26 protein-coding genes and 1 pseudogene are annotated in these 21,522 nt (G+C 66.0%); 8 read left to right on the forward strand and 19 right to left on the reverse strand.

All coding sequences use genetic code 11. The features are described 5' to 3' along the window. Positions 1-78: 78 nt before the first annotated feature. On the reverse strand, positions 79-396 hold the full coding sequence (locus tag ACVCMG_RS14130; protein ID WP_447106631.1) for a hypothetical protein: 318 nt from the start codon (positions 394-396) through the stop codon (positions 79-81). Positions 397-467: 71 nt separating this feature from the next. Here ACVCMG_RS14130 and ACVCMG_RS14135 point away from each other — a divergent pair, with 71 nt between their 5' ends. From ACVCMG_RS14135 to ACVCMG_RS14145, 3 genes are all read left to right on the forward strand, one after another. Next, positions 468-596 (forward strand): hypothetical protein, encoded by a 129-nt coding sequence (locus tag ACVCMG_RS14135; protein ID WP_395136029.1) that lies wholly within the window; start codon positions 468-470, stop codon positions 594-596. Next, positions 593-838 (forward strand): hypothetical protein, encoded by a 246-nt coding sequence (locus tag ACVCMG_RS14140; protein ID WP_447114407.1) that lies wholly within the window; start codon positions 593-595, stop codon positions 836-838. The genes ACVCMG_RS14135 and ACVCMG_RS14140 overlap by 4 nt, the downstream gene beginning before the upstream one ends. Positions 839-1,096: 258 nt before the next feature. Then, complete coding sequence (locus tag ACVCMG_RS14145) at positions 1,097-1,858, forward strand: hypothetical protein (RefSeq protein WP_395120037.1); 762 nt, start codon at positions 1,097-1,099, stop codon at positions 1,856-1,858. A 286-nt stretch (positions 1,859-2,144) separates the two neighbouring features. On the opposite strand, the gene ACVCMG_RS14150 is transcribed toward ACVCMG_RS14145, so the two are convergent. After that, positions 2,145-3,179, reverse strand: coding sequence for a hypothetical protein (locus ACVCMG_RS14150; protein ID WP_395120036.1), 1,035 nt, complete (start codon positions 3,177-3,179; stop codon positions 2,145-2,147). Between the two features lie 385 nt (positions 3,180-3,564). Here ACVCMG_RS14150 and ACVCMG_RS14155 point away from each other — a divergent pair, with 385 nt between their 5' ends. Further along, positions 3,565-3,942: a hypothetical protein gene (locus ACVCMG_RS14155; protein WP_447114408.1), complete on the forward strand. Its 378-nt coding sequence runs from the start codon at positions 3,565-3,567 to the stop codon at positions 3,940-3,942. Between the two features lie 15 nt (positions 3,943-3,957). On the opposite strand, the gene ACVCMG_RS14160 is transcribed toward ACVCMG_RS14155, so the two are convergent. Together ACVCMG_RS14160 and ACVCMG_RS14165 are read right to left on the reverse strand one after the other, a co-directional pair. Continuing rightward, entirely contained in the window at positions 3,958-4,776 is an 819-nt protein-coding gene (locus ACVCMG_RS14160) for an IS3 family transposase (RefSeq protein WP_447114409.1), read from the reverse strand. Further along, entirely contained in the window at positions 4,776-5,090 is a 315-nt protein-coding gene (locus ACVCMG_RS14165) for a DUF1153 domain-containing protein (protein ID WP_395117671.1), read from the reverse strand. Before ACVCMG_RS14165 ends, ACVCMG_RS14160 begins: the two co-directional genes overlap by 1 nt. Positions 5,091-5,460: 370 nt before the next feature. On the opposite strand from ACVCMG_RS14165, the pseudogene ACVCMG_RS14170 reads away from it, so the two are divergent. Next, a pseudogene (locus ACVCMG_RS14170) lies at positions 5,461-5,517 on the forward strand (hypothetical protein); the annotation flags it as partial. Between the two features lie 344 nt (positions 5,518-5,861). On the opposite strand, the gene ptsP reads toward ACVCMG_RS14170, so the two are convergent. From ptsP to ACVCMG_RS14230, 12 genes are all read right to left on the reverse strand, one after another. Next, positions 5,862-7,604 (reverse strand): phosphoenolpyruvate--protein phosphotransferase, encoded by a 1,743-nt coding sequence (ptsP, locus tag ACVCMG_RS14175; protein WP_395120035.1) that lies wholly within the window; start codon positions 7,602-7,604, stop codon positions 5,862-5,864. 33 nt (positions 7,605-7,637) lie between these two features. Further along, positions 7,638-7,907, reverse strand: a complete 270-nt coding sequence (locus tag ACVCMG_RS14180) for an HPr family phosphocarrier protein (protein WP_395120034.1) — start codon at positions 7,905-7,907, stop codon at positions 7,638-7,640. 8 nt (positions 7,908-7,915) lie between these two features. Next, positions 7,916-8,308 (reverse strand): PTS sugar transporter subunit IIA, encoded by a 393-nt coding sequence (locus ACVCMG_RS14185; protein WP_395120033.1) that lies wholly within the window; start codon positions 8,306-8,308, stop codon positions 7,916-7,918. A gap of 34 nt (positions 8,309-8,342) precedes the next feature. Then, positions 8,343-9,245: an RNase adapter RapZ gene (gene rapZ, locus ACVCMG_RS14190; RefSeq protein WP_447098207.1), complete on the reverse strand. Its 903-nt coding sequence runs from the start codon at positions 9,243-9,245 to the stop codon at positions 8,343-8,345. 4 nt (positions 9,246-9,249) lie between these two features. Then, complete coding sequence (gene hprK, locus ACVCMG_RS14195) at positions 9,250-10,152, reverse strand: HPr(Ser) kinase/phosphatase (RefSeq protein ID WP_447099588.1); 903 nt, start codon at positions 10,150-10,152, stop codon at positions 9,250-9,252. 205 nt (positions 10,153-10,357) lie between these two features. Continuing rightward, a complete protein-coding gene (hpf, locus tag ACVCMG_RS14200) occupies positions 10,358-10,681 on the reverse strand; it encodes a ribosome hibernation-promoting factor, HPF/YfiA family (RefSeq protein ID WP_395120030.1) in 324 nt (107 codons plus the stop codon). A gap of 159 nt (positions 10,682-10,840) precedes the next feature. Next, positions 10,841-12,298 (reverse strand): RNA polymerase factor sigma-54, encoded by a 1,458-nt coding sequence (locus ACVCMG_RS14205; RefSeq protein ID WP_395121236.1) that lies wholly within the window; start codon positions 12,296-12,298, stop codon positions 10,841-10,843. 79 nt (positions 12,299-12,377) lie between these two features. Then, entirely contained in the window at positions 12,378-13,097 is a 720-nt protein-coding gene (gene lptB, locus ACVCMG_RS14210) for an LPS export ABC transporter ATP-binding protein (protein WP_395120029.1), read from the reverse strand. Positions 13,098-13,101: 4 nt separating this feature from the next. After that, positions 13,102-13,689, reverse strand: a complete 588-nt coding sequence (gene lptA, locus ACVCMG_RS14215; protein ID WP_447114410.1) for a lipopolysaccharide transport periplasmic protein LptA — start codon at positions 13,687-13,689, stop codon at positions 13,102-13,104. Continuing rightward, positions 13,622-14,299 (reverse strand): LPS export ABC transporter periplasmic protein LptC, encoded by a 678-nt coding sequence (lptC, locus tag ACVCMG_RS14220; protein WP_447099782.1) that lies wholly within the window; start codon positions 14,297-14,299, stop codon positions 13,622-13,624. The genes lptA and lptC overlap by 68 nt, the downstream gene beginning before the upstream one ends. After that, entirely contained in the window at positions 14,296-14,847 is a 552-nt protein-coding gene (locus ACVCMG_RS14225; RefSeq protein ID WP_395120026.1) for a KdsC family phosphatase, read from the reverse strand. Before ACVCMG_RS14225 ends, lptC begins: the two co-directional genes overlap by 4 nt. A gap of 66 nt (positions 14,848-14,913) precedes the next feature. Continuing rightward, positions 14,914-15,924, reverse strand: coding sequence for a KpsF/GutQ family sugar-phosphate isomerase (locus ACVCMG_RS14230; RefSeq protein ID WP_395120025.1), 1,011 nt, complete (start codon positions 15,922-15,924; stop codon positions 14,914-14,916). A gap of 155 nt (positions 15,925-16,079) precedes the next feature. Between ACVCMG_RS14230 and ACVCMG_RS14235 the strand changes: the two genes are divergently transcribed. Then, positions 16,080-16,319: a BolA family protein gene (locus ACVCMG_RS14235; protein WP_395120024.1), complete on the forward strand. Its 240-nt coding sequence runs from the start codon at positions 16,080-16,082 to the stop codon at positions 16,317-16,319. 91 nt (positions 16,320-16,410) lie between these two features. Continuing rightward, the gene (murA, locus tag ACVCMG_RS14240) at positions 16,411-17,670 is read left to right on the forward strand and encodes a UDP-N-acetylglucosamine 1-carboxyvinyltransferase (RefSeq protein ID WP_447098210.1); all 1,260 of its coding nucleotides are present in this window, start codon (positions 16,411-16,413) and stop codon (positions 17,668-17,670) included. A 119-nt stretch (positions 17,671-17,789) separates the two neighbouring features. Here the strand turns inward: murA and ACVCMG_RS14245 are convergent, their stop codons facing one another. From ACVCMG_RS14245 to purM, 3 genes are all read right to left on the reverse strand, one after another. Then, positions 17,790-18,494, reverse strand: coding sequence for a DUF3108 domain-containing protein (locus tag ACVCMG_RS14245; RefSeq protein ID WP_395120022.1), 705 nt, complete (start codon positions 18,492-18,494; stop codon positions 17,790-17,792). 35 nt (positions 18,495-18,529) lie between these two features. Continuing rightward, complete coding sequence (purN, locus tag ACVCMG_RS14250; RefSeq protein ID WP_395120021.1) at positions 18,530-19,189, reverse strand: phosphoribosylglycinamide formyltransferase; 660 nt, start codon at positions 19,187-19,189, stop codon at positions 18,530-18,532. A 160-nt stretch (positions 19,190-19,349) separates the two neighbouring features. Continuing rightward, entirely contained in the window at positions 19,350-20,378 is a 1,029-nt protein-coding gene (gene purM / locus ACVCMG_RS14255) for a phosphoribosylformylglycinamidine cyclo-ligase (RefSeq protein WP_447106624.1), read from the reverse strand. Positions 20,379-20,529: 151 nt separating this feature from the next. Here purM and ACVCMG_RS14260 point away from each other — a divergent pair, with 151 nt between their 5' ends. Continuing rightward, complete coding sequence (locus tag ACVCMG_RS14260; RefSeq protein WP_447115421.1) at positions 20,530-21,513, forward strand: DUF2066 domain-containing protein; 984 nt, start codon at positions 20,530-20,532, stop codon at positions 21,511-21,513. Positions 21,514-21,522: the final 9 nt, after the last annotated feature.

Below are 21,522 nucleotides of genomic sequence, written 5' to 3' on the forward strand. Positions count from 1 at the left end.
GGCAACGGCTATTCCCGGGTTGCCATCGGTCTCGTGGTCGAGCGGTCCGCGAAGCACATCACACGCATTCGACCATCGTCAATCGGAATTCTTACCATCGCGAAGCAGGCGTGCGCTGAGAGATTGATTGTCGGCAGCGATGAGCTCCAATAAAGGGAGCATGGCTAATTGGAAAACGGGAAGGCAGAGGTCAGTGTGCACTTTCCGACGAGGGTGCGCGGCTTGGTCCGACAGACGCCAACCGGTACTGGCAGCAAGCTTGGTCGGACTTTCCGCCAAGGACGACAGATGCCACGTCTGACGAGACTCGATCTTGCCGGGGTACCCCAGCATATCGTGCAACGAGGCAATGACCGACAGCCCTGCTTCTTCCACGATATCTACCATCTTCGCCATTTGGCTGAGCTACGCGAGACTGCTTGCGCGAGGGCTGTGCGGTGCAAGCTTACGTGCTGAAGACCGGCCACGTGCACCTGCTTGTGACACCCGCAGCCTGCGGGCAAGTGGCGCGGATGATGCAATCGTTGGGGCGGCGTTATGTGCGCTACATCAATGATCGCTATCGCCGTACTGGCACGCTGTGGGAAGGTACGTGAGCCCCGGCACCAACGTGGCCGAGCGCTGCTCGGCTTATCGAACGCACGTCGAACAGGCCATCACGCGGGACGGGTTGAACAGCATCCGGCTGCATATCCAGCGCCAGCATGCCTACGGGACGGAGCGCTTCCGCGAGGCCGTCGAAGCGCAACTATCGCGTCGCGCCGGTCCCGCCAAGATCGGCAGGTCAAGGAAGTCTGCACCCGCTCCGGAAAGTGCGTACTGCCCCCTGTTTCGCTGACCCTTGTTTCGTTTGTTTCGACTTGATGACAACCGCGGTGGTATATCGAGGCATCCAACAGGCATCGCAAACTGTTACCTTTCCCGCAGAGTGCATTACGCGCTACCACACACGCTCGCTTTGCAGGCACGAGGTTGGAACGGCTGCCGGCTGGCACCGGCAGCCACCTTTCGTCCAGGAGTCAGCGTGGGAAGCTTGAATAGAACATTGGCCGCTCTCGGATTGCAAGCTCTACTCCTTTCTGGGTGCTCAATCCCCGTGCGCACTCCGACCTGGTCGTTCAGCATGGTGACCCAGGCTGCACGTAAAAACGTTGAAATTGATAGCGCCTTCAACACCACGATCAAGCATGGCGTCGGGCTCACTCTCTCCGTTTCCGGAAGCTACCTGTCCGGTACTCGGAAGTTCAAGCGGTTCCCCGAGAGCTCTCCGATCTTTGAATACGAATCACAGAGTGGCTGGCAGCTAGTTATCCGCGCCCCCGAAACGTGCACTGCGTCAAAGGCGGCCACGCTATCGCTCCGCCGCGCGCTGAACGGAGTGGTAAAGGGCATTGGAGGATGGCCGGCGCGCGGTTCTACCTTGATAACGCTCGTTCCCGGGGATGCAGTTGTCAAGCGCTATGTGGTTTCCTTTAGGCGCGGCAGCCGATTTGCCCTCAACTTCCTGAGTCGTTGTGAGCGCGGCCGTCCGGACGAAGCACTGTGGTTGGCTGCCATGGTGGGCGTTCACGAATCGACCCATGCCGCCCTGCAACTGACCGGTCGGCAACCGACCCAACGCGAAGAGCGCGAGCGCGTGGCACTTGGGTCGGAAGCTTGTCTTCTTTTGGCGTTGTCTGATGGGGACAACGGATTTATCCGGAAGCATTCATCGCTTGGAGATAATATTTATTGGCGCTATCAACTGGCGGATGAGAAGCGGTCGCTGCATGAGTGGTGCAGCAAATGGCAAGAATTCATGAGAACTTATGATGTCCCTGTGGTTTCCTGGCGTTCTCACGTTACCCCGGTGGAATAAGGGTAAAGGGGTGGTGGCTAATTAAGCCCGACGGGTGGCTTGCCGTGCTATACGACGCACGAATTTAATTAGCCACGTCCCATTTATTCTTATTACCTCGTGGACGGCTAATTGTAACCAAGCGGCAGGGACTTGTTCAGAGTTTCCTTAGTTCGGCGCTCGCCGAAAACGAGCTTGCGAGAAATGCAACCGTCGACTAAAAAAATGACTACCGGGCCCCGCCCGGCGGTCATGGACAATTTAAAGTGTCAAAACGAAAACGCGTTGTCGCAAAAAAAACGTTAGATCACTGAACCCACTTGCAATCCGTCCTTCTACCCACTCCGGCACCGCTACTAACACAAGCGTACTGCCACAGGTTAGGCGATAAGTTGACGCCGAACCTGGTGATTTGTTGATACATATTCGCGTGATCAGTTTCATTGCCAGACTTAGTAAAATCATACATTTGTGTACCCGATCCAGTGACAGCCTCCTCCGTCGCGGGAACGTTATTACCATGCGAGTCAACTCCCGAATCCTCGTTGACCACAAGTTGTATCGGCGCCTGCTTGGTATCCGCGTACACACCAATATGGCTTCCATCGGTAAAGGTAACCGTAAAAGATAATTGTGGTGCGTAGCTGGAATCAGTAATGTGTAGAATGCCTGCTGCTTGAACTAATTTGCCCGTCTGATTGGATATCCCATAAATTGTTAAATGAGTAAGCCATTGCAAAAAGGCGTTCTGTTGTGGACCGCTATTTATGACGTTGTACACGTTGGTGCCGGGTGTCGGGTAATCCACTGTGCCACCGCCAGGTGACGGTACTGACATCGGGCCATACGATTGAGTATCAGAGTGAATTAAATCGCCCAATCGCTTTACGGCGAGACTATTAGGTACCCCGACTGGCTCACCTGGATTGACAATTCTAAGTTCGTAGTGCTTGTTGTATCCAACAGGAGCTGCGTTATGAAACTCGACGTAGGAAGAAAATGCAGCCGCTTCCTGCGCGCTCGTTGAACTAAGATCCGCAAAGAGTGTACTCTTGTTGTTTGACACCCTGCTCATCACTTTGGGTTGAGGAGCAAGATAAACGCGAAAGGCCTGCATCGTATTGCCGGGAACATTCCCCACCAAGACCCTGCCAACTCCATGTGAAACAGCCACATTACTCATTTGTGAAAGTGAGCAACCGTCACATGGAATATAAGTTGTAGCGATACTCTGACTGACGAAAAAGGTGGTAAAGCAGAAAAGCATTGTGGCTACCAAGTTTCGACTGTCCATGCCAATGCCCTCAAGTGTGATTTTCCCTGTGCCTGAACTGTGCTTCATGTGAAATGGCTAAACTATAGGCCTGCAGCTTAACTGTAAGTGGGCGGAACCTCACAACCAAAACCAACCCAGGCCTTAGGGATACTCTGATCTATTCCCCGTCTGAGGCATCATAGCAACGGACCCCAGGAACTGAGGTTTTCCCGCGAATCTTCTCGTTCAATCAATAGCTTGCGCACCGATTGAAGGAACAGTGCGTGTATGATGCGGTCATTCCTTACGGGTTACGAAGCCAGAGGAGACCACGCCATGCGCGCGACCGGACTATTGCAAAATAGCCTAAGCAGCGCACTCGATTCGATGCATGCGTTGCTCAGTCGTGTGTTGCTACGCGCTGTAGAGGCCATGATTCGCGGCCGACGCCTGACCCTGAACGACCTGGCGCGTGCATGGCCAGGCGCGGAGCGCAATCCGCGCGCCGCTGAAGGCATTGGATCCATTGCTGGGAAACACTCACCTCCATGCTGATCGCGAGCATATCTATAGCGCGATGACGCGCTGGCTGGTGCGCAGCAAGCAACCGGTGATCGTGGTCGACTGGTCAGATCTGAATACTGATCGCAGCTGGCATCTGTTGGGTGCAGCCATCCCGGTGGGAGGACGCACACTGCCGATTCTGGATATGGTGTTTCCGGCCGGTAAGCGGGTTTCGCAGAAGGCCGAGAAGCAATTTCTGCGACGACTTGCCCATATACTTCCTGAGGACGCCAGGCCGATCCTGGTGACTGACGTCGGCTTCCGCGGGCCATGTGTAATGACCTAGCGGTTTCTGCTCAGGTCAGGCCGCTAAAGCATAAGCCTCAGCGGGTGTCTTCATGCCCAGCGCCTGATGCGGACGCCGATGGTTGTAGAACTGGATCCAGTCGCCGATCACGCGGCTGGCGTGCTGCTGGCTTTCGAACCGATGGCGATGCGCACACTGCTCCTTCAAGGTGCGGATGACCCGCTCGACCATCCCGTTCTGCTGCGGGCAGTGCGGCGTGATGAACTCCTGCCGCAGCCCGTAGCTGCGCACCAGCCGGGTGTAATCGCGGCTGGTGAACACCAGGCCATTGTCGGAGCGCAGCAGAAACGGCGTCTGCACCTGGCCCAGAGTCCCGAACCGGGCGATCAAGGCCTGCTCCAGTGCCGCGGCAGCGGTGCTGGCCTTGCCGCTGCGCGAGAGCTGCCAGCCCAGCAGCTGCCGGGTATAGCAGTCGATCACCAGCGCCAGGGTCAGCCAGCCGTCGCGTCCGCCCCAGATCCGGCACAGATCGGTCGCCCAGCGTTCGTCCGGCACCTGCGCCACCGAAGGCAGTGCCTGGATTCGGGGGCGGCAGCCGACGGATCTCTTGCGTACCTGCCAGCCTTTCAGCTGGAAGATGCGCTGCACGGTGTTCTTGTTCATGCCCAACAGACCCGCCACCGTCCGGTAGCCGAACGACGGTTCCTCCTCGATCAGCGCCTTGATCGGCTCCGCCAGCTCCGACCGGACTTTCGGCGACGCCTTGGTCGGCTGGTAGTACACGGTCCGCCGTGCCACGCCGAACCAGCGGCACAGCTTCACCATCGAGACCTCGAAGCCATCGTCCCGCAGCCCCTGCTGGATCGAGACCATCAGGTCTCGTCCTTGCCCAACAGGGACTGCAATTTTTTTCGGGCGCGCAACTCCAGCATGGCCTCGCCGTACGCCTCCTGCAGGTCCTTAAGCTGGCGCTCGTATTGCTCCCGGACGTCCTCGGGCTTCGCCCGCAGGGCGTTCTCCATCCCCCGCTTGCTGTCCTCGACCCAGCTCTCGATCTCCGACGGCGTCAGGTCGAACTGCCGGCTGGCTTCGGCCACCGTCGTCTTGCCCTGGATGATTTCCAGCACCAGCGCCGACTTCCGTCGCGCCGTCCAACGCTTGATCTCTTCTTCCATCACTTGGCTCATCGTGCTCTCCGTAAAAGGTAGCACCTGAGCAGAAAATCACTGGGTCATTACACATGATTCCGCGTGGTCGAAGCGATGGGTTGGCAGTGGTTGGGTCGCCTGCGCAACACCACGTACCTGCGGCCTGTCGACGGTGGGTGTCATGCAAGGCCATGTATGAACTGGCCAAACAAACACCACGGGACTTTGGACAAATGAAAATAGCTCGCAGCAACCCGTTGCCTGCACGCGTCTTGCTGCATGCCAAGTCACGGCACGTAACTCAGACAGCCGCAACCACGCCGAGCGCGAGCGCGAACCTTGGCTGCTGATCGCCTCTCCATGCCTCGAGCTCACAGCACGCCAGTTGGTCGCACTGTATACGCGGCGCGTGCAGATTGAGCTGTCGTTTCGTGACCTCAAATCGCATCGCTACGGACAGGCCTTCGAAGGCAGTCTCACCCGCAGAGGTTCCCGTATCGAGGTTCTGCTGCTGCTCAGCGCACTGGCTACCTTTGACACATGGTTGGTCGGTATGGCGTGCGAGGTAAGCGGCGTTGATCAATGGCTGACACCGTTTCGATCGCAACGGCGGCTGTACTCTGTCATGCGACTGGGACGTGAAGCCTTGGTCCGACGATGGCTCCTGCCGCTCAGCCGCCCTGTGGAACTGATACGAAAGCCCTGTCCGCCAATAAAGGGGACATGGCTAATTAAGCCCTGCAGGCAGCTCGCCGTGCCATGCGACGCACGAATTCAATTAGCCACGTCCATTCCCATTATTCGCCGACATCAGGGCGCGGCGTTCCCGAGGATCGTGTTCAACGTCGCCGCCACCTGCTCGTGGGTATGTGCGCGCAGCAACGCCGCGGCGTGGCGGCGCAGGTGGGCGCGGTCGAGCGCGGCGAGGCGGTCGCGGACCTGCAGGATCTGGCTTGGGTGCATGCTGAACTCGTTGAGGCCGAGCATCAGCAGCAGTGCGGTGAAGCTGATGTCGCCGGCGATCTCGCCGCACAGGCTCACTGGCTTCTTCGCGCGGCGGCCGGCGCCGATCACGTGCGAGAGCAGGCGCAGCAGGGCCGGTTGCAGCGGGGTGTAGATGTTGTCCAGCGCATCGTTGCCGCGGTCGGCGGCGAGCACGTATTGGGCCAGGTCGTTGGTGCCGATGGCGAGGAAGTCGCTGTGTTCCAGCAGCGCGCGCACGTTGATCGCCGCGGCGGGCACTTCGATCATGGCGCCCAGCGGCAGTTTCTCCGGCAGGTCGATGTTCTCGCGCTTGAGCTCCTGCCGCGCCAGCTTGAACAGGGTGCGTACGGCGATCAGCTCGTCCGGCTGGGTCACCATCGGCACCAGCACGCGCACCGGGCCGTAGCACGCGGCGCGCAGGATCGCGCGGATCTGGGTGGTGAACACGGCCGGGTAGCGCAACGACAGGCGCACGCCGCGCACGCCGAGCGCGGGGTTGTCCTCGCCGCGCAGCGTCAGTCCGGCGGCGTCGGCCTTGTCGGCGCCGAGATCCAGCGTGCGGATCGTCACCGGCAGGCCGCCCATGCCCATCACCAGGTCGCGGTAGGCGATGAACTGCTCGTCCTCGGAGGGCAGTGCGCGTTTGCGCAGGAACAGGAACTCGGTGCGGTAGAGGCCCACGCCGTCTGCGCCGCGGGCGCGCGCCGTCGCCACGTCGGCGGGGGTTTCGGCATTGGCCAGCAGGGCGATCTCGACGCCGTCGCGGGTGCGCGTGGGCGCGTTGGCCAGCTTGGCCAGGCGGCGCCCTTCGTCGGCGGCTTGGCGCTGCCAGGCGCGGTAGCGCGACAGGTCCTGCGCGGTGGGATGCACCACCGTTTCGCCGCGCTCGGCGTCGAGCAGGATCAGGTCGTCGTCGTGGATGTCGGCCAGCGCGTCGCGCGTGCCCACCAGCATCGGCAGGCCGAGGCTGCGCGCCAGGATCGCGCTGTGCGAGTAGGCGCTGCCGGAGCTGGCGACGACGCCGAGCAGCCCGGCGCCGGCCAGTTGCGCCATGTCGGCCGGGGCGATCGAGTCGGCGATCAGGATCTCGCCGACGCGGGCGGCCAGCTTGCGTTCCTCCGGGCTGGTCTGGCGCTGCAGCGCGGAGATCACCCGGTTGATCACCTGCTCGACGTCCTCCTTGCGGCTGCGCAGGTAGGGGTCGTCCATCGCCTCGAACACGGCGGCGAGGCGGTCACGTTGTTTTTTCAGCGCCGCGCCGGGTCGGTAGCGGCCGACCCGCACCAGGTCGTCCAGCCCGCGCAGCAGTTCGGCATCGTCCAGCAGCAGGCTGTGCGCGTCGATGAACTCGTTGACCTCGCGTGCCAGCGCGCCGTGCAGCTTGCCGCGCAACTCGCGCAGTTCCTGCCGCGCGGTCTCCAGCGCCCGGTGCAGCAGCTGCAATTGCTCCTCGACCTCGCCCTCGTCCAGTGGCCGGGTGTCGACGGCGTAGCGGCTCGGCTGCACCAGCCGCGCCCGTCCGAGCGCCATGCCGCGCGCCGCCAGCGTGCCGGGGAGGACGTGTCTCACGATTGGCCCCCTTGGGCGCCGATCCCCTGCATCTCACGCTCCCTCGTCGAACTTGCGTTCGAACAGTTCGACGACGGCGGCCAGGGCGGCTTCCTCGTCGGGGCCGTCGGCGCGCACGTTCAACGGCGTGCCGATGCCGGCGGCGAGCATCATTACGCCCATGATGCTTTGCGCGTTGACCTCGCGGCCCTTGCTGACCAGCCAGACGGTGGATTTGAAGCCCTGCACCAGTTGCACCAGCTTGGCCGAGGCGCGGGCGTGCAGGCCGAGCTTGTTGGAGACGACGATTTCTTGTTCGAGCATGGGCAGTGTCAGGCGTGGTCGATGAAGATGCCGCCGCGGCCGCCGCTGGCGGCGATTTCGGCCAGTTCGTCGAGCGGCTTCTCCGCGTAGTTGAGGACGCGCAGCAGCATCGGCAGGTTGAGCCCCGACACGCAGCGCAGGTGCACGCCGAGCGCGCCCAGCGACAGGCCGATGTTGCACGGGGTGGCGCCGTACAGGTCGGCCAGGATCAGCACGCCGCCGCCCTGGTCCAGCTCGCGCGCGTGGTGGGCGGTGAGCGAGCGCATGACCTCCGGGTCGGCCTCCGGCGGCACTTCCACCGCGGCCACCCGCAGCGGCAGCTGCGGCATCACGTGGCGCGCGGCGGAGATCAGCGCGTGGCCGACCGCCTCGTGGGTCATCAGCAGCACGCCGACGCTCATGGGGTTGGCCTCGCCGGGTGGCTCGCGCGCATCATCATTCGAGCTCGCGGTGGAAGGTGAGCACGCCTTCGCGCTGGCTGCGGTAGTGCGCGGCGAGCTTCTCCACCAGATAGACCGAGCGGTGGCGTCCGCCGGTGCAGCCGATGGAGACGGTCAGGTAGCTGCGGTCGTCCTGTTCGAAGCGCGGAATCCAGCGGTCGAGCCAGCTCGCGGTGTCGGCGAAGTACTCGCCCACCATGGGCTCGGCGTCGAGGTATTCGCGCACCGGCGCGTCCTTGCCCGACAACGGCCGCAGATGCGGTTGCCAGTGCGGGTTGGGCAGGCAGCGCGCATCGAACACGAAATCCGCATCCAGTGGCAGTCCGCGCTTGAACGCGAACGACTGGAACATCAGGGTCAATCCCTCGGTGGCCTGCGCGTAGCCGGTGGCGACCAGCCGGCGCAGCTGGTGCACGTTGAGGTCGCTGGAATCGATCACCTTCTCGGCGATCGCCATCAGCGGGCGCAGCAGGCGGCGCTCCTCGACGATCGCATCGGCGAGCGACACGCCGCGCAAGGCCAGCGGGTGGCGCCGGCGGGTTTCCGAGTAGCGCTTGATCAGCACCTCGTCGCGGCAGTCGAGGAAGATCAGGTGCGGCTCCACCCCGGAGGCGGCCAGCTCGGACAACACATGGGGCAGGTGGGCGAAGTCCTCGCCGCGATTGCGCACGTCCATGCCCACCGCGATGCGCCGGCGCCGGCTGCTGCGATCCTGCAGCACGGCCTGCACCAGGTGCGGCAGCAGGCTGCCGGGCAGGTTGTCGACGCAGTAGAACTCCAGATCCTCCAGCGCGCGCAGCGCCACCGTCTTGCCGCCGCCGGACAGGCCGGTGAGCACGATCAGGTGGATTCCCTCGCGGGCGTTGAAGGGGGTCAGCGGCGGCTCGTTCTCGTTCATGCGTTCACCACGGGGGCAGTCGGCGCAGCTGGTGCGCCTGGCGGTCGATGAAGGTCTGCGCCGGATCGATGCCCTTGCTCTTCAGCGCGTGGCTGCGCACCGCGGCTTCGACCAGCACCGCGATGTTGCGGCCGGACGCCACCGGGATGGTGATCATCGGCACCTGCACGTCGAGGATCGGGCGATGGCCGATGTCGCCGGTGAGGCGGGTGAGCGCATCGGCCTCCTCGCCGTCGCGCAGCGGCTTCAGGTGCACCACCAGGCGCAGGTACTTGGAAGTCTTCACCGACATGTGACCGAACATCTCGCGCACGTTGAGGACGCCCAGGCCGCGCACTTCGAGCAGGTCCTGCAGCAGCTCGGGGCAGGTGCCGTCGATCACGTCCGGCGCGATCAGGGTGAACTCGGTGGCGTCGTCGGCCACCAGCCGATGGCCGCGGCTGATCAGTTCCAGCGCCAGCTCGCTCTTGCCCGAGCCGGCCTCGCCGGTGATCAGCACGCCGATCGAGAACACTTCCAGAAAGACGCCGTGCAGCGTGGTCTTGGCCGCCAGCATGCGCGCCAGGTGATATTGCAGGTAGGTCAGCAACTCGTGGCCGCGCTTGGGGCTGATCCACAGCGGCATGTCGGTTTCCTCGGCGACCTCGCGCAGGTCGGCGGGAACGGATTGATCCTTGGTCACGATCAGCGCCACCGGCTGGTAGGCGGCGATCTTGTGCATCACTTCCCAGCGCTGGCGCGAGTCGAGCCCGTCGAGGTAGTTGAGCTCCTCCGAGCCGATGATCTGGATCTTGTTCGGGTAGATGATGTTGAGGTAGCCGATCAGCGACGGCCGCCGCGCCTGCGCCACGCCCGGCTCCAGCAGCCGCGATTCGCCGCGCATGCCCGACACCCAGCGCAGCGCCATGCGCTCGTGCACGCCGTCGTAGAGTTGTCGCGCGCTGATCCGATCCAAGCCTGCGGCCCTTGTGTCGCGTGATGGGCGACGTGGGCCGCCCGAACCGCCACCATTGTGCCAGCTTGCGGCTTGCACGGCGTGCAGAGGCAAGAACGGCCCGCCGGAGAACCGGCGGGCCGTGCTGCATGCGAATGGTCGAACCGACGCGGAGGGATCAGCCGTACTGGCGTTCCTCGCGCGCCTCGCGCTGATGCTTGTCGGCGACTTTCTCGCGGTACTTGCGCAACTGCGCGACCAGCTTGTCGAACAGCACGTCGATGGAGGCGTACATGTCCGCCTCGGTGGCTTCGGCGTGCAGGGTGCCGCCGACCACGCTCAGGGTGCCGTCGGCGCGCTGCTGGAGCTTGTCCAGCGAGAGCACGATCACGAGGCTTTTCAGCTTGTCGTCGAGGCGGGTGAGGCGGTCGAGCTTGGCGGTGGCGTGGTCGCGCAGCGCCGGGGTGACTTCAATCTGCTGGCCGCTGAGTTGGAATTGCATGGAGGCGCCTCCTCTGGTGGTGCAGTGCCGCGTTTCGCGGCGGGTGGACGTGCCGCGGTCGGCTCGACCTGGCACGTCTTTCAGTCATCTCGTCTACAAGACATGGGAACACTTTGGCGACAAGCAAGTTCCCCCGTTTCCTCCGCGCGTCGCGGCGGGTCAGCCGGCGCGCTGGCGTTCGCTGGATGTGGGTATGCGCAGCCCCTCCCGGTATTTGGCCACGGTGCGACGGGCGACCTGGATGCCCTTGGCCTGCAATTCTTCGGCGATGGCCTGGTCGGACAGCGGCTTGCGCGGATTCTCCGCCTCGATGAGCTTGCGCAGCATGGCCTGGATCGCAGTAGCCGAGGCGCTGCCGCCATCCTCCGTGGAGACGCCGCTGGAAAAAAAATACTTCAGCTCGAAGGTGCCGCGCGGCGTGTGCAGGTACTTGCGCGTGGTGACCCGCGAGATGGTGGATTCGTGCATGCCCACCTCCTCGGCCACTTCGCGCAGCACCAGCGGATGCATCGCCTCCGGGCCGTAGTCGAGGAAGGCGCTTTGCCGGCGCACGATCGCCTCGGCCACCTTGAGCAGGGTTTCGGCGCGCGATTCCAGGCTCTTGATCAGCCAGCGCGCCTCCTGCAGCTGGCCGCGCATCCAGCTGGCATCCTCGCCGCGGGCCTTGGCGATCAGGCCGCAGTAGTGCTGGTTCAGGCCCAGCCGGGGCTGCGAATCGGGGTTGAGGCTGACCCGCCAGCGCATGCCGTCGCGGATCGCATAGGCGTCCGGCGCCACGTACTCGACCGGGGTGGCGTCCAGCGCCGCGCCGGGGCGCGGGTCCAGGCTGCGGATCAATACGGCGGCCTCGGCCACGTCGTCGGGCGTGGCATGCAGGCGCCGCGCCAGTCGCACGATGTCGTTGCGCGCCAGCAATTCCAGCTCGCTGTCGACGATGCGCAGCGCCAGGCTGCGATGCGGGGTGTCGGGGTCGAATTGCTCCAGTTGCACGCGCAGGCAGTCGCGCAGGTCCAGGCTGCCGACGCCGGCCGGGTCGAAGCCCTGCAGCCGGCGACGCACCGCCTCCACTTCCTCCACGCTGGCGTCGAAGCCGGCTGGCAGCGCGGCGAGCACCGCTTCCATCCCCTCGGCCAGGTAGCCGGCGGGATTGAGCGCGTCGATCAGCACGGTGGCGATCAGGTGTTCGCGCGGGTTGAACGAGGCCAGGTTAAGCTGCCAGGTCAGGTGTTGCTGCAGGGTTTCCGGGGCGGCGTTCTGCGGCTCGAAATCCTCGTCGCCGCGCGAACCGCTGCCGTTGCCGGGACTGTTGCTGGAGAAGTCGATCGGCGACTCCGCCACGCCGCCGCCGTCGGCCCAGTCGATGGCGCCTTCATCGTTCTCGCTGTGGCTCTCGGGCGCCTTGTCGGCGAGCTGGAAATTGTTCTCGGCGTCGTCGAGACCTTCGGTTTCCTCGTCCTCGGCCTCCTCGGCAAACTCCAGCAACGGGTTGCTCTCGGCGATCTGCCGCAGTTCGGCTTCCAGCTCCAGCTGCGACAGCTGCAACAGGCGGATCGCCTGCTGCAGTTGCGGCGTCAGGGTCAGTTGCTGGTGGAGGCGAAACTGTAATGCGGGTTTCATGCCAGCCAGGTCGAAGGAACGTGCGGCCATCCTAGCGCGTGGCCGGAGACGCGGCCAGCGCGGCCCGTCACGCCCTCGCTCAGAGCCGGAATTCGCGGCCCAGATAGACCTCGCGGACCTTTTCGTCGGCCAGGATGTGCGCCGGCGTGCCGCGCGAGAGCACCTCGCCCTCGTTCAGGATGTAGGCGCGGTCGCAGATGCCCAGGGTTTCGCGCACGTTGTGGTCGGTGATGAGCACGCCGATGCCGCGTTCCTTGAGGTGGCGCACGATGCGCTGGATCTCGCCTACGGAGATCGGGTCGACGCCGGCGAACGGTTCGTCCAGCAACATGTAGCGCGGATTGGCCGCCAGCGCGCGGGCGATTTCCACGCGGCGCCGCTCGCCACCGGACAGGCTGATGCCTTTCTGGCCGGCGATGTGGGCGATCTTCAATTCGTCGAGCAGGCTTTCCAGCTCGCTGTCGCGCTGCTTCGAGGTCAACCCCTCGCGCAGTTCCAGCACCGCCATGATGTTGTCCGCCACGCTCAGCCGGCGGAACACCGACGCCTCCTGCGGCAGGTAGCCGATGCCAAGCTTGGCGCGTGCATGCATCGGCAGGCCGGTGATGTCGCGCTTGTCCAGGGTGATCGTGCCGGCATCGGCCTCGATCAGGCCGACCACCATGTAGAAGCAGGTGGTCTTGCCGGCGCCGTTGGGGCCGAGCAGGCCGACTACTTCGCCCTCGCGGATGGAGAACGCGAAATGGCGCACGACCTGGCGCGACTTGAAGCTTTTCTGCAGACCTTCGGCGGAGAGCATGGGGTCAGTGTTGCCCCTGCGGCGCCGGGCTGCTGGCCGCGGCGGCCGGCGCCGCGGCGGAAGACGCGGGGGCGGGAGGGACGGTGGCGGAGTGCGCGGTAGCGGGCTGCGGCTTGGGCAGGAAAATCATGTGCACCATGCCGTCGTTGCCGCTGCTGCCGGTCATCTCGCTGGTCTGCGTGTTGTAGGTGAGGGTGTCGCCATGGGCTTCGCCGCGACCTTGCTGGTGCACCGCGGCCTGGCCCTTGAGCGTGGCGATGCCCTTGATGTTGTCGTAGTCCAGCGTGCGCGCGTCGCCGGACATCAGGTTGCCGGCGTCGTCCAGTTGCTGGATGTGGGCGTTGCCGGTGACCACGATGCGGCTCAGCTGCTGGTTGCCGTCGACGTAGATCTTGGCCAGGTCGCCGGTGATCCGCAGCGTGCCCTGGCTCAGCTCGACGTGGCCGTTGAGCGTGGTGACGCTGTTGGGTGCATTGAAGCCGCTGAACGAATCGGCATGCACCACCCGCATCGGCTGGCTGCGGTCATCCTTCCTGGCCAGGGCGGGCTGCAGCAGCAGCGCCCCCAGCACGAGCAGGGCGAGCCGGAGCATTCCGTGGGTGCGGAAAGAGGATGCCGTGGACGTCATGGAGAAGTTCCAGGTGGTTGTCAGAGAGGTTGGCGCGCATGCCGACCCCGTTCATTCTACTGTCGCCCTGCGTGAGCTGGGCGGGTTGGGCCGTTTCCAGGCGGTTTTCGCGCGGCCACGCGGTGACTTCCGAGGTCTTCACGCCGGCATCGGGGCGGGCCACGCCGTGCGCGTCGGTGAAGGCATCCCGGTGCAGCTCGACCGGCCCCTGCAGCTTGAGCACGGTGCCCGGCTTGTTGACCCAGCCGTAGCGCGACTTGCCGCGCCACGGCGGCACGCCGGCCTGTTCGGCAGGAATCTGGAACGTGGGCGAGTCGAGATACAGCGACTCGTCGCCTTCGCGCCGGTCCACCCGCGGCGCCTGCAGGTACACGCTGGGCTTGCCGTCGACGCCGAACTCGGTGACGCGGGCATCGCTCAAGGTGTAGCTCGAACGCGGTGGGCCGACGAAGTCGCGCGCGCGCGGCGCCGGGCCCAGCCACCACAGCAGCAACTGGCTGGTGCCCGCGGCGAGGCCGACCAGCACGATGGCGGCCGGCAGGCGCCGGTCGCGCAGCCACTGGCGCAAGCTCACTGCCAGTGCTCCCGCTCGGCGTCGCCGTGGCCTTGCGCATGCAGGATCAGGTCGCACACCTCGCGCGCCGCGCCTTCGCCGCCGGGCGCGCGCGTCTGCCAGTGGGCCGCCTCGGCGATCCACGGGTGTGCATTGGCCACCGCCACGGCCAGGCCCGCCACGCGCATCGGTGCGAGATCGGGCAGGTCGTCGCCGACGTAGGCCACCTGCGCGGGCTGCAATTGCAGCGCGTCGAGCAATTCGTTCAGGCAGGCACGCTTGTTGCCTTGGCCCTGGTAGACGTGGGCGATGTCCAGCTCCTCGGCGCGCAGCGCCACCGGATGGCTGATCCGCGCGGTGATCAGCGCGACCTGCACGCCGTAGGCCTGCAGCCGTTTCAGGCCCAGCCCGTCGTGCACGTGGAACACCTTGGTCTCGCGGCCGTCCTCGCCGTACCACAGGCGGCCGTCGGTGAGCGTGCCGTCGACGTCGAACACGGCCAGGCGGACGCGGGCCGCGCGCTCAAGGATCGCTGCCGGAAGATTGGTGAGATAGACGGGATTGGGCACGATTGTGATTTCGGGTTTCAGAGCGAAAGCGCGAGCTTGCCTGATTTTCTGATTTGCCAAGGCAAATCAGACCACGCGCGCACGAAGCAGATCGTGAATGTTCAGCGCGCCGACGACGTGCTGTTCGTCGTCGACCACCAGCAGCGCGTGGATCTGGTGCTTCTCCATCAGCTGCGCGGCCTCGGCGGCCAGGCGCTCGGCGCCGATCGTCTTGGGGCCGCGGGTCATCAGGTCGGCGACACGGGCGCCGCGTAGGTCGACCTCCTCGTCGTCCAGCGCGCGGCGCAGGTCACCGTCGGTGAACACCCCCAGCAGGCGCTGCTCGGCATCCACCACGGCGGTCATGCCCAGTTGCTTGCGGGTCATTTCCATCAGCGCGGTGGTGAGCGAGGCATCGGGCGACACCCGCGGCACGTCGTCGCCGCTGTGCATCACGTCGCTGATGTGCAGCAGCAGGCGCCGGCCCAGCGCGCCGGCCGGGTGCGAGCGGGCGAAATCGTCGGCGGTGAAGCCGCGCGCTTCCAGCAGCGCGATCGCCAGCGCGTCGCCCAGCACCAGCGCCACCGTGGTGCTGGTGGTCGGCGCCAGCCCGAGCGGGCAGGCTTCGCTGGAGATGCTGCCATCCAGGTGTACCTCGGCCTCGCGCGCCAGCGAGGAGGTGGCGCGCCCGGTGATCGCGATCAGCGGGATGCCCTGGCGTTTGATGACCGGCAGGATGAACAGCAGTTCGTCGGTCTCGCCCGAGTAGGAGATCGCCAGCACCACGTCCTGCGGCAGGATCATGCCCAGGTCGCCGTGGCTGGCTTCGCCCGGGTGCACGAAGAACGCCGGGGTGCCGGTGGAAGCCAGGGTGGCGGCGATCTTGCGCGCCACGTGGCCGGATTTGCCCATGCCACTGACCACCACGCGGCCCTTGCAGGCCAGGATCAGGCTGCAGGCGGCGGCGAAGTCGTCGCCGATGCGCTGCTCCAGCGCGGCGATCGCGGTCGCCTCGGTGGCGATCACGGTACGGGCGCTGCGGATGATGGCGTCGGGGCTCGGTGCGTTCGACGCGGGTGGGGCGATGCGTGCGTTCATGTGAGCTCAAGTGGGGGAAGGGCGCCGACGTCGTTTCTGTGCCAGAAGAATTCCATTACCATGGCATATTCGCATTTTAACGTCTTTGCCTGCCCCATGGTGCCGCCACGCGCGCCACCCATGGCCTCGCCGGCACGACTCCGTATGGAACGCCCATGGACCCCAACCGCATACAGGCGATGATCGAAGCAGGCCTGCCCGGCGCCCGGGCCGAGGTCGACGGCGCCGACGGCGTGCATTTCGAAGCCACCGTCGTCGCCAGCCAGTTCGCCGGCAAGCTGCCGCTGGCGCGCCACCGACTGGTCTACGCCACCCTGGGCGAGCTGATGGGCGGCGCGATCCACGCGCTGGCACTGAAGACCTTGACGCCGGAGGAGGCCGGGAACAGGGAATAGGGCATGGGGAATGGCAGCCGCCGTTCCCTCCCAGGTTCTCGCATCCGGCTTTTCCGATTCCCCCTTTCCCATTTCCGATTCCCAGCTCTCCATGGCCAAAATCCTCATCAACGGCGGCGTGCCACTTCATGGCGAGGTCGGCATTTCCGGCGCCAAGAACGCCGTGCTGCCGATCCTCGCCGCCTGCCTGCTGGCCGACGAGCCGGTCAGCATCGGCAACGTGCCGCATCTGCACGACGTCACCACCTTCATCGAGCTGCTCGGCCAGATGGGCGTGCAACTGGTGCTGGACGACCGCATGAAGATGCACGTCGACCCGCGCACCACCAGCACCTGCGTGGCGCCGTACGACCTGGTGCGCACGATGCGCGCCTCGATCCTGGTGCTGGGTCCGCTGGTGGCGCGCTTCGGCCAGGCCGAGGTCTCGCTGCCCGGTGGCTGCGCGATCGGTTCGCGCCCGGTCGATCAGCACATCCGCGGGCTGCAGGCGCTGGGCGCCGACATCACGGTGGAGAACGGCTACATCAAGGCGAAGGCGTCGCGGCTGAAGGGCGCGCGCGTCACCATGGACATGGTCACCGTCACCGGCACCGAGAACATCATGATGGCCGCGACCCTGGCGCAGGGCACCACCATCATCGACAACGCCGCGCAGGAGCCCGAGGTGGTGGACCTGGCGCATTGCCTGATGGCGATGGGCGCGCAGATCGAGGGCGCCGGCAGTTCCACCATGGTGATTCACGGCGTGGAGCGCCTGCACGGCGCCGAGTACAGCGTGCTGCCCGACCGCATCGAGACCGGCACCTTCCTGGTCGGCGCGGCGATGACCGGCGGCAAGGTGCGCGCGCGCCACGCGCGCGCCAACACGCTGGACGCGGTGCTGGCCAAGCTGGAGGAAGCCGGCGCGCAGATTTCCACCGGTGACGACTGGATCGAGCTGGACATGGGCGGGCGCCGGCCGAAGGCGGTCAACATCAGCACCGCGCCGTACCCGGCGTTCCCGACCGACATGCAGGCGCAGTTCACCGCGCTCAACTGCGTGGCCGAAGGCACCGGCGTGGTCACCGAGACGGTGTTCGAGAACCGCTTCATGCACGCGCACGAACTGCAGCGCCTGGGCGCCGACATCCGACTGGAAGGCAACACCGCGATCGTGAAGGGCGTGGAGCACATGAGCGGCGCGCCGATCATGGCCACCGACCTGCGCGCCTCGGCCTGCCTGGTGCTGGCCGGCCTGGTCGCCAGCGGCGAAACCGTGGTCGACCGCGTCTACCACATCGACCGCGGCTACGAGAACATCGAGGAGAAGCTCGGCGTGCTCGGCGCGCGTATCCGCCGCCTGCCGAGCTGATCCGGCGTCCTAGGACCGCGTCCCCACCCGTAGGAGCCCGCTCGCGGGCGATGCTTTTGTGCCGGGACTCGGCATTGGGGATTCGCCAAAAGCATCGCCTGCGAGCGGGCTCCTACGGATCAGTCGGCCTTGTAGCTCACCAGCTCCATCGTGAGGTCGCCGCCATCGTGCTGCGACAGCTTGACCGGCAGCGGGTAGCGCTCGGGCGCATACCAGGCACTGAAGCCGCGGTCGGCATCGGTGCGGTCGACCCGCTGGGCCTGGAAGCTGCCGGCGGGAACCTGGATGTTTTCCTTGCCGACGACCCTGAATTGCTGGGTCTCCACCCGCTGGCGCACGGCGACCGCCAGCGCCACCTGCTGCTGGCCGTCCTGCAGGGCCACGCCCAGCGCCAGCGGCAAGGTGTTGCGCTCGACGATGCCCGGCTGCGCCGGATAGCTCTCGCTGCCCTTGCTGCTCTCGACGTGCACCTGGCGGGCGTTCCAGTCCACGCGCAGGTGGCGCGTCTTGTCCTTGATCCCGGTCCGCAGCTGATAGTCGTAGCTGATCGCCTCGGGCAGCTGGCCCTTCCAGCGGAAGCGTGAGGTCTCGTCCGTGCTGGCGCCGAGCAGCGCGGCGAGGCCGCCGGTGCCCTTGACCGCCTTGCGGTAGGTCCACTGACCGTTGCCGTCGTTCTGCAGGCTCACCGTGGCGGTGCCCATCGGGCTGCCGTCGCGCGACACCTCGTAGGTGGCAGTGAAGGCGCCCGGCGTGGTGGCCGCGGTGGCGGTGCCAAGCCAGAAGGAAAGGGCCAGCAGGGTGGCGAGCAGGGGTCGCATGGTCATGCCAGGAGTCTGCCCGCGCCGGCCTGAATGGTGCATCACTCCAGGCCGTGGTCGCCCAGCAGCAGCGGGGCCGACAGCGGCTGCCCGGCATGGTGCGCTGTGCCGTCGCGCCATTGCAGGCGACCGCTGGCGAGCAGGCCGAGCACGGCCGGCAGCAGGCGGTGTTCCAGCGGCAGCAGGCGCTCGGCCAGGCGCTGTTCGTCGTCGCCGGCCTCGATCGCCAGCCGTGCCTGGGCGATCACCGGGCCGCCATCGAGCTCGGCGGTGACGAAATGCACGCTGGCGCCATGTTCGGCGTCGCCGGCTTCCAGCGCGCGCCGATGGGTGTGCAGGCCGCGGTACTTCGGCAGCAGCGAAGGATGGATGTTGATCACGCGGCCGACCCACGGACGCAATGCCTCGGCGTCGATCACGCGCATGAAACCGGCCAGCACCAGCAGCTCGGCACCGCTGGCGGCAACGCGGCCGAACAGGTCCAGGTCGTAGGCGCGGCGATCGGGATAGGCTTTCGGCGACAGCGCCAGGGTGGGGATGCCGGCCGCCTCGGCCAGGCGCAGCGCGCCGGCGTCGGCCTTGTCGCTGGCCACGAGGGCGAATTCCACCGGCAGGGTGCCGGCGTCGCGCGCGGCAATCAGCGCGGCGAGATTGCTGCCGCGGCCGGAGGCGAGGACGGCGATGCGTGTTGGTGAGGTCATGGTTTTCGCCGTTCGCCCTGAGCGTGGGCCCGCAGGGTCGGAGTCGAAGGGTCCTTCGGCTTCCTCGCTTCCTGAAAGAGCAGCCATTTCCGGCTGCTTTCCGCGTGCGCTGCGCTCAGGGCGAACGGTATGTCGGCGCAGCGCGGGCGGGCACGATATGTCAGCCGATATGCACGCGCTCGTCGTCCTGTGCCTTCACCACCGCGCCGATCACCGAGCTGACCAGGCCGTGCTGCGCCAGCAGCGCGGACGCGTCGGCCACGGCGTCGGGCGGCAGGATCACGGTGAAGCCGATGCCGCAGTTGAACGTGCGCCACATTTCCTCGCGCGCGACCTTGCCTTCGCGCATCAGCCAGTCGAACACCGGCGGCAGCACGATGGCCGATGCGTCCAGCGCGAGGCCGAGGCCGTCGGGCACGACGCGGATGATGTTTTCCTTGAGGCCGCCGCCGGTGATGTGGGCGAGTCCGTGGACCACGCTTTCCTTCAACAACTCCAGCATCGGCTTCACGTAGATCGTGGTTGGCGCCATCAGCGCATCGGCCAGGGGCACGCCGCCGAGATCAAGCTCCCACGGGTAGCCGGCGCGCTCGAGAATCCTGCGCACCAGCGAATAGCCGTTCGAGTGCGGCCCGCTCGAGGCGACGCCCAGCACCACGTCGCCGGCCACGATCGACGCGCCGCTCAGCATGCGTGACTTTTCCACCGCGCCGACGGTGAAGCCGGCCAGGTCGTATTCGCCGGGCGGGTACATGTCGGGCATCTCGGCGGTTTCGCCGCCGATCAGCGCGCAACCGGCCAGCTCGCAGCCCCTGGCGATGCCGCCGACCACGGCCACGGTGGTGTCCACGTCCAGCTTGCCGGTGGCGAAGTAGTCGAGGAAGAACAGCGGCTCGGCGCCCTGCACCAGCACGTCGTTGACGCACATGCCGACCAGGTCGATGCCGATCGTGTCGTGGCGGCCCAGCTGCTGGGCGAGCTTGAGCTTGGTGCCGACGCCGTCGGTGCCGGATACCAGCACCGGCTCCCGGTAGCGGCCGGAGAGATCGAACAGGCCGCCGAAGCCGCCCAGCCCGCCCATCACTTCGGGACGGAAGGTGCGCTTGACCAGTGGCTTGATGCGTTCGACCACGGCATTGCCGGCGTCGATATCGACACCGGCGGCGCGGTAGGTGAGGGCGTCGGACATGGCGGAAACCGGCGTGGAAGAAACGCGCAAGTTTAGCAGGATGCGCAACCGAAACCCGCCGCATCCGGTGGCCGCCGCACCGCACGGATGGACGCTGCGGGCGGGATTGGGCAGACTTCACCGGTGTTTCTTCAGGAAGATCGCCGTGCCCATGCGCCTGCACCGTCTGTGGATCGTGTTCCTGCTGCTGGGGTTGGCGGCGCTGCCGCGCCTGCACGCGCAGGCAGCCGGCTCGCCGTACACGGTCACCGTGCCGGTGACCGACACCAGCGACGAGCAGCGCGATCAGGCGTTCTCCACCGCGCTGGCGCAAGTGATGGCGCGGGTGGCCGGCGGGCAGGACCTGCGCGGCAACCCGGGCTATGCCGAGGCGCTGGGCAGTGCCGGTTCGCTGGTGCAGAAGTTCCAGTACCAGCGCGCCGCCACCGGCCTGGTGCTGGACGTGGATTTCGCGCCAGCCTCGGTGCGTCGGCTGATCGGCAAGCTCGGCGTGGCCAGCGCGGGGATCAAGCCACCGGTGCTGCTGCTGGTGCAGCAGGCCGACGGCAGCGCCGTCGATCCGGCGCAACTGGCCAGCCTGGCCACCACCGCCGCGGCGCGCGGCACCACGGTGGTCTTCCCCGAGCCCGGCAGCGAGCCCGATCCGGCGCTGGTCGCGGCGGCCGACCCGGCCACGCTGGCGCGCATCAACCGGCAATACCACACCGGCCTGGTCCTGCTCGGCAAGCTGCATAACGGAACGGCGGACTGGACACTGATTTCCGGCGGTCAGGCGCAGCGCTGGAGCAACCAGGGCGCGGACGCGGATGCCGTGCTGGCCGATGCCGGCAACGGCCTGGTCGACCGGCTGGGCAAGCAGCTCAACGTGATCGGCGCGGCGGCCAGCGAAGGCAAGTTGTGGATCAGCGGCGTGGATTCGGCCGATGAGTACGCCAGCCTGCTCGCCACGCTCGACAACGATCCCTCGGTGCGCCAGGTCACCACGATCGGTGCGCTGAACGACGGTGTCCTGCTGGATGTCACCGCGTCGATGCCGATCAAGGCACTGGCCACCAGCCTCGCCGCGGGCGGGCGCTTGCTGCTGCAGGGCGAACCGCACGAGGGTGCGGACGCCAGCCTGCGCTGGCTGCGGTGAAGACGGTGG

It is taken from the genome of Rhodanobacter sp. UC4451_H18 (genome assembly GCF_052978225.1).